The organism is Phycicoccus sp. Soil748 (assembly GCF_001428025.1).
Taxonomy (GTDB): domain Bacteria; phylum Actinomycetota; class Actinomycetes; order Actinomycetales; family Dermatophilaceae; genus Pedococcus.
Map to the genome: position 1 here is coordinate 271,403 of NZ_LMSC01000008.1, position 15,604 is coordinate 287,006.

The window sequence follows — 15,604 nt, forward strand, 5'->3', positions numbered from 1 at the left end:
CTCAGTCGGTGACGCGCTGGTTCTCCACGAGCCGCGGGATGCGGTGGTTGCCGACGAAGGTGCCGTGCGGGTCGACCGCGGACCGGATGCCCTTGAGCTGCAGCCAGGTCCGCTCCTCATAGCCGGACCTCGGGTCCACCGGGTTCTCCGCGAAGTTGAGGTAGCTGCGGCCGTTCGCCCACGGGGACAGGGCCTTGGTGAGCCGGTGGGCGTCCTGCTCGCCCTGCGCTGCCATCTCCGGCGTCGCGGCGATGGCGGCGGCGAAGGCGACGAAGGCACCGTCGAGGCGCTTCAGCGCACCGCCGCCCTCATGGTCCCGCCCGACCGCACCGCCCAGCTGCCGCAGCTCGGCCAGCAGCAGCGTCGAGCTCGAGCCGGGACCGACCTCGGACAGGAACGCGTCGACCCCGGCGTCGGGGAGGCTGCCAAGCATCGCCGAGTCCGAGACCGCCGGCGTCGGCCCCTCCGGGTCCATGTGCAGGCGCACCAGCGAGCGAGCCGGGACCCGGCCGAACGTGTCGATCTCCGGGGTCAGCGACCGCAGGTCCGCCAGGACCGCCTGCGCCTCGTGGTCCGCCGCGAGCACGGCCCCGTCGATGACGACGACGGAGCGTCCGCGCAGCGGGGCCGGGATGTCCGGCAGCGGCGGGAGGTTGAGGACACGGAACGCCGTCGTGACCTCGTCCGGCGCCCCGGCCGACCAGTCGACCCACCGGCGCAGGGCGGGCTCGGCCTGCGCAACGTCCCAGACGAGCATGCCCGCGTAGGCCGAGGCGATGTCGTAGAGCCGGAACTCGAGGGCGGTGACCACACCGAAGCTGCCGCCGCCACCCCGCAGGGCCCAGAACAGCTCGGGGTTCTGCGTCGCGTCGGCGCGGACGTGCTCGCCGTCGGCGGTGACGAGCTCGACCGCGAGCAGGCTGTTGGTGGCCAGCCCGAGCTTGCGGGCGTACCACCCGATGCCGCCGCCGAGGGAGTACCCGGCGATGCCCACGTCGGGCGAGCTGCCGTGCAGGGCCGCCAGGCCGTGGTCGCCGGCCGACTCGGTGGCGTGCAGCCACAGGGCCCCGCCCTCGACGCGGGCCACCCGGCGCTGCGGGTCGATGCGCACCCCGGTCATGGCCGAGGTGCGCAGCACGACGACGTCGTCGAGGCCCTGGGCGACGAGCGGGCCGGCGTTGTGCCCGGTGCTCTGCGGCGCGACCCGCAGGCCGGCGGCCACTGCGCGCCGGATGACCTCCTGGACCTCGGCGACGGTGCGGGGTGTCGCCACGGCGGCCGGGCGCTGGTCCAGCGCCACGTTCCACGGCAACCTGGCCGCGTCGTACGCCGCGTCGCCGGGCAGGTGGACCCCGTCAGGACAGGCGCCCCGCAGGGACGCGGCGCGCTGCTCGGAGAGGGTGGTGGTGATGCTCATGGTGCGTGCTCCTTGGTCTGCTGTGACTGTGTGAGCAGCCTGCGGCGCAGCGCTTGAGCAGGACTTGGGGCCGACTTGGGGTCGGGATTCGGGCGGGTCCGCCGTCGGGTCGGGCGGAGGGTCGCGGGTCGGTCCGCCAGAGGGTCGCGGGTCGGTCCGCCGGAGGGTTCCGGGCCGGTCCGCGGCCCGGGGCAGGACGCCCGCCGTGGGCATACGATCCGGGGATGACGCCTCCCCGCGATGTCGCCTTGGTCACCGGAACGTCCAGCGGGATGGGCCTCGCAGCGGCCGTGGGCCTCGCCCGGGCGGGGCTGACCGTGGTGGCGACGATGCGCGACACGGGCCGGGTGGACGCGCTCCGCGACGCGGCCTCGCGAGCCCGGCGTCGACGTCGACGTCCGGTCGCTCGACGTCACCGACCCCGAGAGCGCGGAGGCTGCGGTGCAGGGCGTCCTCGCCGACCACGGACGCATCGACGTGCTGGTCAACAACGCCGGCCGTGGTGCGGTGGCGACCCTCGAGCAGCTCACCGACGCCCAGCTCCAGGAGCAGCTCGACGTCAACTACCTCGGGGTCGCCCGCCTCACCCGGCTGGTGCTGCCCTCAATGCGGGCGGCGGGTCGCGGCCGGGTCGTGACGGTCACCAGCGTGGGCGGTGCCGTGGGGCAACCGTTCGCCGACGCCTACTGCGCGTCGAAGTTCGCCGTCGAGGGACTCATGCAGTCACTCGCCCCCGTAGCGGCCACGTTCGGCGTGGTCGTCAGCGTCGTCGAACCCGGTCCAGTGGCAAGCGAGTTCGTCGGCAACGTCCACCGCGCGGATGCAGACGCGCCGACCGACGACCCGTATGCCGCGCTCCTCGGCGCCTACCTCCGGCGCACCGCCGGCGCGTTCGACAACGCCCAGACCTCGGAGCAGGCGGCGGAGGTGATCGTCGAGGCGGCCACCACGGCCGAACCGAAGTTCCGCTGGCAGACCTCGGACCAGGCCGCGGGGTTCGTCGGGATGTCGTTGAAGGACCTCGACGGCGCGGGTGTCCTCGGCGTCACCTCGACCTGGATCGCCTGACCGGCGCACCGAACGCCCGGCTGGGACACTGGAGGCGATGAGAAACGAGCCCAGCGGCCGCCCCGGCCCGCGCCGACCTGCGTTCTTCAGCCCTGCCGCCATGGAGTCGCAGGGCGGCACCGTGCCCGACCCCGCCGAGGTGACCGAGGTCGCGCACGAGACGGCGGCCGTGCTCGTGGGCACCGGGCGTGCCTCCGACGACCCCCAGGTCACCGCGCGCCTCGTCGCCCTTGTGGACGACCTGGGCCTCTCGACGGTGGCCGAGCTCTGGGCCGACCGCCCACCGCGCAGCCTCCCGGGTGCGCTGTGGCGCCTCTACGCGCTGCGCGAGTGGGTGCAGCGCAGTCCCGAGGAGGCGGCCGCCGACTACGCCGCCGGTATGCGGTTCACGGACGTCAACCACGCGGTGGCGGGCGTGGCCGAACCCCCGGGGCCGTCAGAGCTGCGCCAGCTCACCGACGCGATCCTGCGCGGGGTCTTCGAGGGCGACCTGGCCGTCGCCCTGCAGCGCGCAGCGGCGTTCTGCCGCGTCGTGGCTGCCGGCCGGGCCGACCGGGCGCACACGACGGACGCCCAGGACCGCGACGCCGCCGGGCGGCAGACCGAGCGCGCCGCGTCGATGCTGTCGACCGCAGGTGACCTGGAGGCCTGTGCTGCGTTGTGGCGCGCCGGGGAGCTGCTCTGAGGTCGGCTCGGACCACCGCGGATTTCTTGTCCACAAGGGGCCGAACGGGGGAACAGACCCCGGGCCCGCGGGGTTAGAGTCTGGTGTGCGCCGGGCTGCGGTAGCCCCGGGTCCCAACTGAAGCCGCTACGAGCGGCCACGCGCCGTGAGGCGCTCCCAGCCCGGCGTACGACCCTCCACCGAGGTCACTCCTCCGGTGCCCCCGGGCAGCTGTCCGCATGGGTCGCCGCGTCCCGGTGCGAGGTGCTGCGCGCCCGGCGACCCGGGCCCAGCCAGCCGCACACGCGGCATACGCCATGGGTGAAGGACCCACGGTCCTCGACCTCTGTCGGAGCGACCCCCGGGCCTTCAGGGCCGTCCACCGCGCCACCACCGACCTCGAGCGCCATGGCCCCATCATCGGGCATAGGTGAAAGTGACTAGTCCTGATGGTGGGCACATGACCCATTCGGGTGGTTCGTGCGTGCCACTGGTCAAGACATCGCAAACTGGTGACGCGAACAGGTCACCCCTCCGTTAGCGTTTTGCCATGACCACCGATCCGCACGCCGGTGCAGAGCTCACCGACGACGCGCTCCAGGACGAGATCGAGCTCGTCGGGGACCTCGTGGTGGCCGCCTCCGCCAGCGAACGACCGCTCACCGACGACGAGATCGACCGTGCCCTCGGCATCCACCGCGGACACTGCGAGCCCGCCGGCGACCTCACCGAGCGTCCCCACCGGTCGGTCCGGCGCCTCAACGCCTGAAACACCGGGTGAACATCCGACCCCTACCGGGTTGCGCTTTCGAGCCGGGTTGCCCGTAGCATCGTCCCCGGCCATCCCCCCGCATGACCGGAGAGAACCGTGGGCTTTCGCCTCACCCCCCAGGAGAACAGCTTCTACGACCTGTTCGCCAAGTCGGCTTCGTACCTCATCGACGGATCCCGTGAGCTGACCACCATCCTGGGTGTCGCACACGCCGAGCGTGAAGCCGTGGCGACCCGGATGCGGGAGATCGAGCACGCCGCCGACGAGGCGACCCACGAGATCATCCGCAAGGTCAACAGCTCGTTCATCACCCCGTTCGACCGTGAGGACATCCACGGCCTGGCGTCCACGCTCGACGACTGCATGGACCTCATGGACGCGGCGGTCGACCTGATCGTGCTCTACCGCATCGGTGACCTCCCGGCCGGCGTGTCAGACCAGGTCGAGGTGCTGTCGCGGATGTCCGAGCTGACCGCCGAGGCGATGCCGCGGCTGCGCTCGATGAGGGACCTCTCCGAGTACTGGATCGAGATCAACCGCCTCGAGAACCAGGCCGACCAGATCTACCGCGGCCTGCTCGCGGCGCTCTTCAACGGCGAGTACGGCACCGACGCCATCACCGTGATGAAGCTCAAGGAGGTCATCGAGGAGCTCGAGGCCGCCGCCGACGCCTTCGAGGCTGTCGCGCACAAGGTCGAGAGCATCGCGGTCAAGGAGTCCTGAGCCCTCCCATGGAATGGCTTCCGGTCGGAATCGTCATCGCCCTGGCGATGGGCTTCAACTACACCAACGGTTTCCACGACGCGGCGAACGCCATCGCGACCTCGGTCTCGACGCGCGCGCTCACCCCCCGCGTCGCCCTCGCGATGGCCGCCGTCGCCAACCTGTTCGGCGCGTTCTTCGGCAAGAAGGTCGCTGACACCGTCGGCAAGGGCATCATCGACGCCCCGGTCGGCTCGGTCGGCCTGGGCATCTGCGCCGCCGCCCTCATCGGCGCGATCGGCTGGAACCTCCTCACCTGGTGGTACGGCCTGCCCTCGTCGTCGTCCCACGCCCTCATCGGCGGCCTCGGCGGTGCGGCGCTCGCTGCCGGCGCGACCGTGAAGTGGCAGGGGATCTTCGAGAAGGTCGTCATCCCGATGGTGCTGTCGCCGGTCGTCGGCGTCATCCTCGGCTACCTCGTCATGACAGCGATCCTGTGGCTGTTCCGCGGCGCCCAGCCGGGCCGCGTGTCGCGTGGTTTCCGTTACGCCCAGACCGCTTCCGCGGCCGCCATGGCGTTCGGCCACGGCCTGCAGGACGCCTCGAAGACGGCCGGTGTGGTCGTGCTCGCACTGACCGTGGGTGGCTACCACTCCGGCTCTGGTGTCCCGTGGTGGGTGCTGCTGATCTCCGCCATCGTCATCTCCCTCGGCACGTATGCCGGTGGCTGGCGGATCATGCGCACGCTGGGCCGGCGCATCATCCACCTCGACCCGCCGCAGGGCTTCGCCGCCGAGACGACCGCAGCGTCGATCCTCTACGTCGCGGGCCTCGCGTTCGGCGCCCCGATCTCGACGACCCACACCATCACCTCCGCGATCATGGGCGTGGGCGCCACGAAGCGCCTGTCCGCGGTCCGCTGGGGTGTCGCCGGCAACATCGTCGGCGCCTGGGTCCTCACCTTCCCCGGAGCCGGCATCGTCGCCGCCATCAGCTTCTGGATCATCCACCTCTTCCTCTGACCCGGCCCCGCCCCTCCCCGGCTTGTTGCCAGTGGGTGGTCACGGAAGGGTTGATTCGGCCGCGGCGTGACGAGCCATCGGCAACAAGTGGGTCGTGGACTGTCCACAGGTGGCGTGTGTGGTGACGGGTGTCCACAGCTGGCGCCCCATCGCCGCCGCAGCCACCGGATGCCCGTCACCGTGACCTGGTGCGCACCACACCCGTCGACGCATGGCTCAGGCTGCCGCAGCCGTTCCTGTCGCGCGAGGCCCACGCCGCGGGACTGAGCAGCACTGCGATCGCCGGTGGTGTCCGGCGCGGTGAGCTGGTAGTCCTTTCCCGCCATCTGTATGCCGCGCGCTCGTGTTGGTCACGCCTCTCGGCTACCGAGGCGCACACGGCCCTCGCGCGTGCCGCCCAGCTGTCCGTAGCAGGGTCCGTCGTGAGCCATACATCGGCCGCGCTCCTCCATGGGCTCCCGCGGCCGTGGGGTCCCACGGGTGCCGTATGCCTGACGGCCCGCGACTCGACGCGCACGGCGGCGCACGACGACTGGCGTCGTGTTCTCGACGGAGCCCTTCCGGGCGATCACGTCACGGTGGTCGAGGGGGTGCCGGTCACGACGGTTGACCGGACGGTTGTCGACTGTCTGCGCACGCTCCGGCTCCGCGACGGACTGGCAATCGCCGACGCGGCCCTGGGCGCCGGAGCGACCGTCGTCCGGGCGCTGGAGCGGGTACGCAGGCAGCAGCGCGGGTGGCCGGGGGTCCGAACCGCGGACCTGGGAATCTCCTTGGCCGATGGACGGCGTGAGTCGTGGCTGGAATCGGCCTCAGTGGGAACAGCAGTGGCCCTGGGGTGGCCGGTGCCGCTGAGCCAGGTCGGCATCCACCGGCTCGACGGCGCCTTCGTCGGACGTGTCGACCTGCTCTGGGCGGACCTCGGCGTCGTGGGTGAGGCCGATGGGCGCAGCAAGTACCTGGGCCAGTTCGACGAGGCGTGGGACGCCGAGCGGGCGGCGGCCCTCATGGTTCGGGAGCGTGACCGCGAGCGCGAGCTGGAGTCCGTGGGCCTGGCCGTGGCGCGGTGGGGCAGCTCGGCCCTGCGTGCCGGAGGTGGCGGTCTCGAGGTTGCACTGCGCGCGGCCAGCCATCGCGCTCGGGCCGATCGGGTGCGGTGCCTCTGGCGGGACGAGGCGCAAGGCGTGCTGAGGGAGTGGCGTGAGCTGCCGCCAGCGCCCCGTATCCCACGCCACTTGTTGCCGGTGAATCGTCACCCAGGGCGCCAAAGACCCGTTTGGTGACCAGCTGCCGGCAACAAGCGGGGTCTGAGTCGGGGAGAGAGGAGGGGAGGGGCCCGGGGTCAGCCGAAGCGGCCGGAGATGTAGTCCTCGGTCGCCTTCACGCTGGGGTTGTTGAAGATGCGCTGGGTGTCGTCGATCTCCACGAGCTTGCCGGGCTTGCCGGTCGCGGCGAGGTTGAAGAACGCCGTCCGGTCCGAGACGCGGGCCGCCTGCTGCATGTTGTGCGTGACGATGACGATCGTGTACTTGCTCTTCAGCTCGCCGATCAGGTCCTCGATGGCCAGCGTGGAGATCGGGTCGAGGGCCGAGCAGGGCTCGTCCATGAGGAGCACCTGCGGCTCGACGGCGATGGCGCGCGCGATGCACAGCCGCTGCTGCTGCCCACCGGAGAGGCCGGCGCCGGGCTTGCCGAGCCGGTCCTTGACCTCCTTCCAGAGGTTGGCACCCTGGAGTGACTTCTCCACGACCTCGTCGAGCTTCTTCCTGCCCTTGACGCCGTTGAGCCGCAGGCCGGCGGCGACGTTGTCGTAGATGGACATCGTCGGGAACGGGTTGGGTCGCTGGAACACCATGCCGACCGTCCGGCGCACCGCCACCGGGTCGACGCTGGAGGCGTAGAGGTCCTGGTCGTCGAGCATGACCTTGCCCTCGACGCGACCGCCAGGGGTGACCTCGTGCATGCGGTTGAGCGTGCGCAGGAACGTCGACTTGCCGCAGCCGGACGGCCCGATGAACGCAGTCACCGAGCGCGGTTCCACGGTCATCGTGACGCCTTCGACGGCCTTGAACCCGCCGTAGTAGACGTTCAGGTCGCTGACGTCGATTCGCTTGGCCATGAGGGGTGTTCGTCCTTCGCTTGCAGGGAGCTGGGGGAGGTTCGGGAGGGGGCGGCGGTACGGCGCGGGCGCCGCTACCGCTTGACGGAGCCGAAGCGGGCGACGACCCGGCCGGCGACGTTGAGCAGGAGCACGATGAGGATGAGGGTGAGCGCGGACGCCCACATGCGGTCGACGGCGGGCTGCAGCACCTCGGTGCGGTCCTGGTTGATCATCGTCGGCAGCGTGGGCATGAGGCCACCGAAGAGGTCCGTCGCGATCGACTTCGTGTAGGGCCCGAGGATCAGCAGCGGGGCGGTCTCGCCCATGACGCGAGCCAGGCCGAGCAGCACGCCGGTGACGATGCCGGAGAACGCGGTCGGCAGCACCACCTTCATGATCGTCTTCCACTTCGGCACCCCGAGGGCGTAGGAGGCCTCGCGCAGCTCGTTCGGCACGAGCTTGAGCATCTCCTCGGTCGAGCGCACCACCACGGGGATCATGAGGAGCACGAGGGCGAGGCAGACCGCGAAGCCGACGCGCTGCAGCCCGAACGTCGTCACCCAGAGCGCGTAGACGAACAGGCCGGCGACGATCGACGGGACGCCGGTGAGGATGTCGACCATGAACGACACGGCCTTGGCGAGCCGGCCGCGGCCGTACTCGACGAGGTAGATCGCGGTCAGGATGCCGATCGGCACGGAGATCGCCGCGGTGGTCAGGCCTTGGATCAGGGTCCCTTGGATGGCGTGGACGGCGCCCCCGCCCTCACGCCGGGAGGTGATCCCGCGCTGGGAGTTGGTCCACCACTGCGCGTCGAGGAGCAGGTGGTAGCCCTTGGAGCCGACGGTCCACAGGATCCACACGAGCGGGACGAGGGCGAGCAGGAACGCCGCCCACATCACCACCCGCGCGAGCTGGTCCTTGACCGCCCGCCCGCGGGCCTTGTGGCCGAGTTCGGTGGGCGCCGTACCGCGCGTGGACGGTGGCGTGGCAGCCGCACCGGTCGTCGCAGCGGAGGTCGCGCCGGCCCTGGAGGTGCCGGACGCGGAGGCACCGGCGGACCCGGCCGAGGGGCCGGGCGAAGCAGTGGTCGAGGTCGTCATTCGCTGAAGGCCTTCCTGCGCTCGATCACGACGCGCGCGATCGCGTTGACCACGAAGGTCAGGACGAAGAGCACGAGCCCGGCGGCGATGAAGGCGCCCGCCTTCTGCGGCGTGTCGAACTCGGCCGCGTTGTTGGCGATCCGCGAGGCGAAGGTCTCGCCACCGTTGAGCAGCGACCAGGTCCACTTCGCACCGTCGGGCAGCGTGGAGAGGATGATCGTCACGGCGATGGTCTCGCCGAGGGCCCGGCCGAGGCCGAGCATCGAGGCGGAGATGATGCCGGGCTTGCCGAAGGGCAGCACCGCGGTGCGGATCATCTCCCAGCGGGTGGCGCCGAGGGCCAGCGCCCCCTCCTTGTGCGTCACCGGCGTCTGCGCGAAGACCTCGCGCGACAGGGCGGTGACGATGGGCAGCACCATGATGGCCAGCACGATGCCGACGAACAGGATCGTGCTGCCGCCGCTGATGCCGGCGCCGGTGAACAGCGGGATCCAGCCGAGCGTGTGCTGCAGGAACCCCTGGACGGGCTCGAACACCGGCCCGAACGTCCGCAGGCCCCAGATGCCGTAGACGATCGAGGGGACCGCGGCGAGCAGGTCGATGAGGCTGGCCGCGGGGCGGGAGAGCCAGGCCGGCGCGTACTGCGTGATGAACAGGGCCACCGCCACACCCACCGGCACGGCGATGAGCATCGCGATGGCGCTCACCGTGACGGTCGTCCAGAGCAGCTCGACGATGCCGAAACGCGGGTGCGCCCCGTCGACCGACCACTCGCGCGAGGTGAGGAAGTTGGCGTCGTTGCGGGCCAGGGCCGGGATGGCCTGCCACAGCAGGAAGACGCCCACGAGGGTGACGAGGGCGATGACGAGCAGGCCTGCGCCCTTGGCGGCGCCGCCGAAGAGGCGGTCGCCGAGGCGGCCGGTGCCGGCGCCGTCGCCGCTGAGCGGTGCGCTGCCGTGGGGTCCGGGGGTCTCGTCGGCCAGGGATACGCCGGTCACTGATGACACGTGATGCCTATCGCGGTTGGGGGAGGGAAGTGCAACAGCGTGCCGGGGGCCCGGTCAGCGGGCCCCCGACACGCTCGGTGGTCAGGACAGCGCGTCGATCGCCGCGTCGACCTTGGTGCGGACCTCGTCGGGGAGCGGCGCGTAGCCGATCTCCTCGAGGGACTTCTGGGTCTGCTCGGAGGCGAAGCTCTTGAGGAAGGACTTGACGAGCTTGGCCTTGGCCGGGTCCTTGCTCTTGGAGCAGACGATCTCGTAGGTCACCAGGTTGATCGGGTAGGCCCCGGCCTCCTTGGTGGCGTAGTCGAGCTTGAGGCGCAGGTCGTTGCCCTGGCCGTCTGACTTCGCGGTGGCAACGGCCTTCCCGACGGTCTCACCGGTGAGCTCGACCGGGCCGGCGCCGTTGTCGATCTGGGCGATGCCGAGCTTGTTGTCCTTGGCGTAGGACCACTCGGCGTAGGTGATGCCACCCTCGGTGGACTGCACCGCGCCGGCGACACCCGCCGACTTCTCCTTGCCCTCGCCCTTGCCGGTCCAGCTCTTGGCCGGCTCGGCGGTCCAGGCGGACGGCGCCGCCCCGTTGAGGTACTTGGTGAAGTTCTCGGTGGTGCCGGACTCGTCCGAGCGGAAGAAGACCTTGATGGGCTCGGAGGGGAGCGTGACGCCGGAGTTGATCTTGGCGATCGAGGCGTCGTTCCAGGTGGTCACCTTGCCGTTGAAGATGTTGGCGATGACCTCGGGGGTCAGGACGAGCTTGTCGACGCCCTTGACGTGGTAGGCGACGGCGATGGGGCCGGTCACCATGGGCAGGTTCCAGGCGGGGGAACCGCAGTACTTGGCGGCCTCGTCGGCCTCGACCTTGCCGTCCTTCTCCGTCGTCTTGAGCGCGGAGTCGGAGCCGGCGAAGTCGACCTGGCCGGCGAGGAACTGCTTGATGCCCGCGCCCGAGCCGGTCGGGTTGTAGTTGACGGTCGCCCCGGAGCAGGTGTCCTGGAAGGCCGAGATGGCCTCGTCGATCGCGTTCTTCTGGGCGGAGGAGCCCTCGGCGTTCAGGGTGCCCGTCGGGCAGTCGGACGAGCTGGAGCTCGACGAGCCGCCGCCGGCGGCGTCGGAGCCGTTGTTGTTGTCGGAGCCGCACGCCGTCAGGGCGATGGACCCGACCACGGCGACGCTGGCCAGCAGGCCGAGACGCTGGATCTTCACGGTGTTCAAACCTCTCAACAAGGGAACTCGGGTGGAAACTCGTGGCGGGCGTGGGTGCCCGACGTCAGCGAAGGTAGGCAGGGCGAATGACGCCGCGGCCCGTCGTGGGTGAACGCAGGGTGAACACCAGCCAGACATTGGAGGGCGTCACACCGACCCGTGGGCGGGTTCCACGTGAACGGCCGGTCAGCACCCGGTCAGCAACGGCCTGTCGGCTGGACGAAGCCGCTGGTCAGGGCACTGCGGTGCCGCCGGGGCAGGGGGCCACGGTTCAGGGCAGGTGGCGCTCCACGGCCACGACCCGGGCCGCCTCGCCCTGGCCGACGAGGTGCACCACGAGCGCCTCGCCCTTGCCCATGGCGTCCTCCCGGGCGGCTTGGAGGTTCGCCGCGACGGCGGCTGCATCCGGCTCGCCCGGGTGGACGCGCTCCAGGAGGCAGGCCAGCAGGTCGGGCAGCACCGGCCCGTGGCTGCACAGGGCCGACGGCGTACCGCGCTCGACGAGCCGGTGCAGGTGGCGCACCGCCCGCGTGGGGTCGGCTGCATACCCCTCCTCGCTGAGCCCGTCCTTGGTGCGCAGCGGGAGGCCGCGCTCCGCGGCGTACGGCGCGAGGGTGCGGGCGCAGCGCACCGACGGTGAGCTGACCAGCCGCCGCACCCCGTAGGCGCCGAGCAGGGAGGCGATCGCGGCGGCCCGGCCCTCGCCGACCTGGTCGAGCGGGCGCTGCGTGTCCTCGCCCTGCCAGGAGCCCCGGCCCACCGCACGAGCGTGCCGCACCAGCACGAGGGGCCAGGTCGTGAGGGTGCCCGCCTTGTCGGCGCGGACCAGGGCGCGCAGCTGTTCGCGGTCGCGCGCGTAGTCCAGCCGGTCGGACGCGGCAACCACGTCGAGCCACCGGACCTCGTCGATCTCGTTCTGCAGCGGGCCCGCCGGCTGCGTCGCCTCGGCGGCCCAGTAGTGCACGGTCTTGGTCGCCGGGGCGCCGTCGCCGTCGAGGACGACGTACTCCGCGGTCGGCAGCGGGCGGCCGAGGCCCACCGGCAGGGACGTCTCCTCGAGGGTCTCCCGGACCGCCGCGACGGGCCACGGCTCACCGGGGTCGAGCTTGCCCTTCGCCCACGACCAGTCGTCGTACTTGGGCCGGTGCACCAGCGCCACCTCGAGCTGGCCGCGCCGTCGGCGCCACGGGACGGTGCCCGCGGCGGGGATGGGGGCGGTCAACGCCGGCGGGCCTTGCGGCGGCGCTTCGCGTGGGCCTCGATCATGGCTGCCTGGAGGTCGGGGAGCGGTCCGCCGTCGGCGTCGAGCGTCACGCGCGTCCAGCGCCCGTCGCCGCCGAGCTCCCAGTGGGCGTACTCGTCGCTCATCCCACGGGCGAGCAGTGCCTGGAGGTCCTCGACGTGTCGGGGCTCGGCGAGGCGCACCAGCGCCTCGACGCGGCGGTCGAGGTTGCGGTGCATCATGTCGGCGCTGCCGATGTAGACCTCGGGGTCGCCGGCGTTGCCGAAGAGGAAGACGCGCGAGTGCTCGAGGAAGCGGCCCAGCACCGAGCGCACCCGGATGTTGTCGGACAGGCCCTCGACCCCGGGGCGCAGCGCACAGATCCCGCGCACCCAGACGTCGACCTGCACGCCGGCCTGCGAGGCGCGGTAGAGGGCGTCGATCACCTGCTCGTCGACGATCGAGTTGACCTTGATCTGCACGAGGCCGCCCTCACCCGCCTCGGCGTGGTCCATCTCGGCCTCGATGCGGTCGACGAGGCCGGAGCGGACCGAGCGCGGCGCCACGAGCAGGCGCTTGAACTTGCTGCGGGGAGCGAACCCCGACAGCTGGTTGAACAGCCGGGCCAGGTCGTCGCCGACCTGGGGGTCGGAGGTCAGGAGGCCGAGGTCCTCGTAGATGCGGGCCGTCTTGCCGTTGTAGTTGCCGGTGCCGATGTGGCAGAACCGCCGCAGCGTGCCGTCGGTCTCCTGGCGGACCACCATGCAGAGCTTGGCGTGCGTCTTGAGCCCCACGATGCCGTAGACCACGTGGACGCCGGCGTGCTCGAGCTTGCGGGCCCAGGAGATGTTGTTCTGCTCGTCGAAGCGGGCCTTGATCTCCACGATCGCCAGCACCTGCTTGCCGGCCTCGGCGGCGTCGATGAGGGCGTCGATGATGGGGGAGTCGCCGCTGGTGCGGTAGAGGGTCTGCTTGATCGCCAGGACGTTGGGGTCGGCGGCGGCCTGCTCGATGAACGACTGCACCGACGTGGAGAAGGAGTCGTAGGGGTGGTGCAGCAGGACGTCCTTGTCGCGCACCACGGACAGGATGTCGGCGGCCTTGGAGCTCTCGGCGGGCGACAGGTCGGGGTGGGACTGGCCACGGAACGGCTCGTAGCGCAGGTCGGACCGCTCGAGGTCGGCGATGAGGTTGAGGCCACGCAGGTCGAGCGGCGCCGGCAGCCGGTAGACCTCGCTCTCGCTGACCCCCAGCTCGCGCACCAGCATGTCGAGCACGTGGTCGTCGATGGTCTCGTCGACCTCGAGCCGCACGGGCGGCCCGAACCGGCGGCGTGTGAGCTCGCGCTCCAGGGCCGTGAGGATGTTCTCGGCGTCGTCCTCCTCGACCTCGAGGTCCTCGTTGCGGGTGACGCGGAAGGTGAAGTGCTCCTGCACCTCCATCCCGGGGAACAGCATGTCGAGGTGGGCCGCGATGACGTCCTCGAGCGGCACGAACCGCGTCGAGAAGAGGTCGGAGGTCACCGGGTCCCCGGCCTCGGGCTCGATGTGCAGGAGCCGTGGCAGCAGCGGCGGCACCTTGACGCGGGCGAAGTGCTCCTTGCCGGTCTTGGGGTTGACCAGCACCACGGCGAGGTTGAGGGACAGGCCGGAGATGTAGGGGAACGGGTGGGCCGGGTCGACGGCCAGCGGCGTGAGCACGGGGAAGACGCGGTCGGCGAAGAGCTCGCTCTGGAGCTCGCGCTCGGCGTCGCTCAGCTCGTCCCAGCGGACCACCGAGATGCCCTCGTCCTCCAGGGCCGGCTGCACCTTGTCCTTGTAGACCACGCTCTGCATCGCCTGCAGCTCGTGGGCGACCAGTGAGATCTGCTCGAGCACCTCGCGCGGCTCGAGGCCCGAGGCCGAGCGCACAGCCAGCCCGGTCGCGATACGGCGTTTGAGGCCGGCGACGCGCACCATGAAGAACTCGTCGAGGTTCGAGGTGAAGATGGCCAGGAAACGGGCCCGCTCGAGCAGGGGCACCGAGTCGTCCGCCGCGAGCTGGAGGACCCGCTCGTTGAACTGCAGCCACGAGATCTCGCGGTCGAGGAACCGGTCACTGGGCAGGCCGCTGGCGTCCGTCTGGCTGGGGCCGTGCACCACGCGCATGAACCGGCCGTTGGAGGCGCGCGGCTGGGCGCTCGCGATCGACACCTCCTGGCCGGCGACGTCCGCGGGCCCGCCGTCGAGGGCCTCGGCCTGCTCGGCGGTGCGGCTGGTCACGCTCATGCGCTCATCCTGACAGTGGTTCGTGAACTGCGTGCGAATACATGACGTCCACCATGATGCTGCGGAACCCGAGCGCCGTGTAGGTGTGTATCGCCGCGTGGTTGTCGCCGTCGACGTACAGGTCCACCTCTTCCAGCCCGAGGGAGGCGAGGTGCGCGAGCCCGAGCGCCGTGAGCGGACGGCCCAGCCCACGTCCCTGGTACCGCGGGTGCACGCCCACCACGTACACCTCCCCGGCGCTGTGGCTCGCTTCGCGACCCTCGCCGCCGTGGGCCCGCCCGACCGTCGGGGTGTCAGGGTCGACCTTGGTCCAGTGAAACGCGGCCACCTCGTCAGGTGCGTCGTCGGGTGCGTCGTCTGCGGTGACGATGACGAAGCCGGCCGCGTCGAACCACGGCTGCGCCATCCGGTCCTGCAGGTCCGCCAGCGTCATCCGGCCCTGCTCCGGGTGCTGGGCGAAGGCGGCGGCGTTGGTGGCCAGCCAGGGCTCCTCGTCGCGGCCGGGCTCGAACGTCCTGGCGCGGAACCCCTCTGGCAGGGCGACGGCCGCCGGGTCCAGGTCGGCAGGTGTGAGCGGCCGCGCCATCTTGTGCAGCTCCCGGACGGCTTGCAGCCGGAGGCGGTGCGCCAGGGCGGTGGCACCGGGGAGCTGCCCGTGCGACCACAGCCGGGCCGCGGGGGCGTCGGCCAGGACCGCCTCCGCGAGGGCGGTGCCCAGCCCGCGGCGGCGGGCTGCCGGGTCGACGACGAGCTCGCCCGAGGCGTCCGGCGCGGCGGCGTCGTCGAGCTGCGCGTAGGCCTGCACGGTCGCCTGGCCGCCGGCGCCGTCCTCGACCACGAGGTAGTGGCGCACCTCGCCCGGCCCTGCCGCGAGGGCGAGCTCGGTCTGCTCGGACAGCGGCCGCACCCCGTCCTCGGACGTCGCGCGACGCTGCAGCTCACGCACCTGCGCGCGCTCCGGGTCCGTCAACGTGTCGCTGCGGCAGATCTGTGATGAAGGCACGGAAAGCATTGCACCACGCATCTTCCTTTCCCGCGGTCGCGCCGTTAGCGTGCACG

At 71.4% G+C, this 15,604-nt stretch carries 13 protein-coding genes and 1 pseudogene; 6 read left to right on the forward strand and 8 right to left on the reverse strand.

All coding sequences use genetic code 11. From position 1 onward, the window contains the following. Nucleotide 1: 1 nt before the first annotated feature. Nucleotides 2-1,417, reverse strand: coding sequence for an FAD-binding oxidoreductase (locus ASG70_RS13790; protein WP_056884415.1), 1,416 nt, complete (start codon nt 1,415-1,417; stop codon nt 2-4). Nucleotides 1,418-1,843: 426 nt separating this feature from the next. Here ASG70_RS13790 and ASG70_RS13795 point away from each other — a divergent pair. From ASG70_RS13795 to ASG70_RS13820, 6 genes and pseudogenes are all read left to right on the forward strand, one after another. Further along, nucleotides 1,844-2,485: pseudogene (locus ASG70_RS13795) on the forward strand (SDR family NAD(P)-dependent oxidoreductase); the annotation flags it as partial. Nucleotides 2,486-2,522: 37 nt separating this feature from the next. After that, complete coding sequence (locus ASG70_RS13800; RefSeq protein ID WP_056884416.1) at nt 2,523-3,170, forward strand: hypothetical protein; 648 nt, start codon at nt 2,523-2,525, stop codon at nt 3,168-3,170. 529 nt (nt 3,171-3,699) lie between these two features. Next, nucleotides 3,700-3,918 (forward strand): hypothetical protein, encoded by a 219-nt coding sequence (locus ASG70_RS13805; RefSeq protein ID WP_056884417.1) that lies wholly within the window; start codon nt 3,700-3,702, stop codon nt 3,916-3,918. Between the two features lie 99 nt (nt 3,919-4,017). Next, nucleotides 4,018-4,644 carry a DUF47 domain-containing protein gene (locus tag ASG70_RS13810; RefSeq protein WP_056884418.1) on the forward strand — a complete coding sequence of 209 codons (627 nt, stop codon included), beginning with the start codon at nt 4,018-4,020 and terminating at the stop codon, nt 4,642-4,644. 8 nt (nt 4,645-4,652) lie between these two features. Next, nucleotides 4,653-5,645 carry an inorganic phosphate transporter gene (locus ASG70_RS13815; protein WP_056884419.1) on the forward strand — a complete coding sequence of 331 codons (993 nt, stop codon included), beginning with the start codon at nt 4,653-4,655 and terminating at the stop codon, nt 5,643-5,645. Between the two features lie 188 nt (nt 5,646-5,833). Beyond that, entirely contained in the window at nt 5,834-6,928 is a 1,095-nt protein-coding gene (locus ASG70_RS13820) for a hypothetical protein (protein WP_056884420.1), read from the forward strand. Nucleotides 6,929-6,987: 59 nt separating this feature from the next. Here the strand turns inward: ASG70_RS13820 and pstB are convergent, their stop codons facing one another. From pstB to mshD, 7 genes are all read right to left on the reverse strand, one after another. Then, nucleotides 6,988-7,764, reverse strand: a complete 777-nt coding sequence (gene pstB, locus ASG70_RS13825; protein ID WP_056884421.1) for a phosphate ABC transporter ATP-binding protein PstB — start codon at nt 7,762-7,764, stop codon at nt 6,988-6,990. A 74-nt stretch (nt 7,765-7,838) separates the two neighbouring features. Next, entirely contained in the window at nt 7,839-8,849 is a 1,011-nt protein-coding gene (pstA, locus tag ASG70_RS13830; protein WP_082590779.1) for a phosphate ABC transporter permease PstA, read from the reverse strand. Further along, a complete protein-coding gene (gene pstC, locus ASG70_RS13835) occupies nt 8,846-9,856 on the reverse strand; it encodes a phosphate ABC transporter permease subunit PstC (protein WP_056884422.1) in 1,011 nt (336 codons plus the stop codon). The genes pstA and pstC overlap by 4 nt, the downstream gene beginning before the upstream one ends. Before the next feature lie 81 nt (nt 9,857-9,937). Beyond that, entirely contained in the window at nt 9,938-11,056 is a 1,119-nt protein-coding gene (gene pstS, locus ASG70_RS13840; RefSeq protein ID WP_056884423.1) for a phosphate ABC transporter substrate-binding protein PstS, read from the reverse strand. 271 nt (nt 11,057-11,327) lie between these two features. Further along, nucleotides 11,328-12,278, reverse strand: a complete 951-nt coding sequence (locus ASG70_RS13845) for an NUDIX hydrolase (RefSeq protein WP_056884424.1) — start codon at nt 12,276-12,278, stop codon at nt 11,328-11,330. Beyond that, on the reverse strand, nt 12,275-14,545 hold the full coding sequence (locus ASG70_RS13850; RefSeq protein WP_056884425.1) for an RNA degradosome polyphosphate kinase: 2,271 nt from the start codon (nt 14,543-14,545) through the stop codon (nt 12,275-12,277). The genes ASG70_RS13845 and ASG70_RS13850 overlap by 4 nt, the downstream gene beginning before the upstream one ends. A gap of 4 nt (nt 14,546-14,549) precedes the next feature. Next, nucleotides 14,550-15,548, reverse strand: a complete 999-nt coding sequence (mshD, locus tag ASG70_RS13855) for a mycothiol synthase (RefSeq protein WP_235531503.1) — start codon at nt 15,546-15,548, stop codon at nt 14,550-14,552. Nucleotides 15,549-15,604 lie beyond the last annotated feature (56 nt).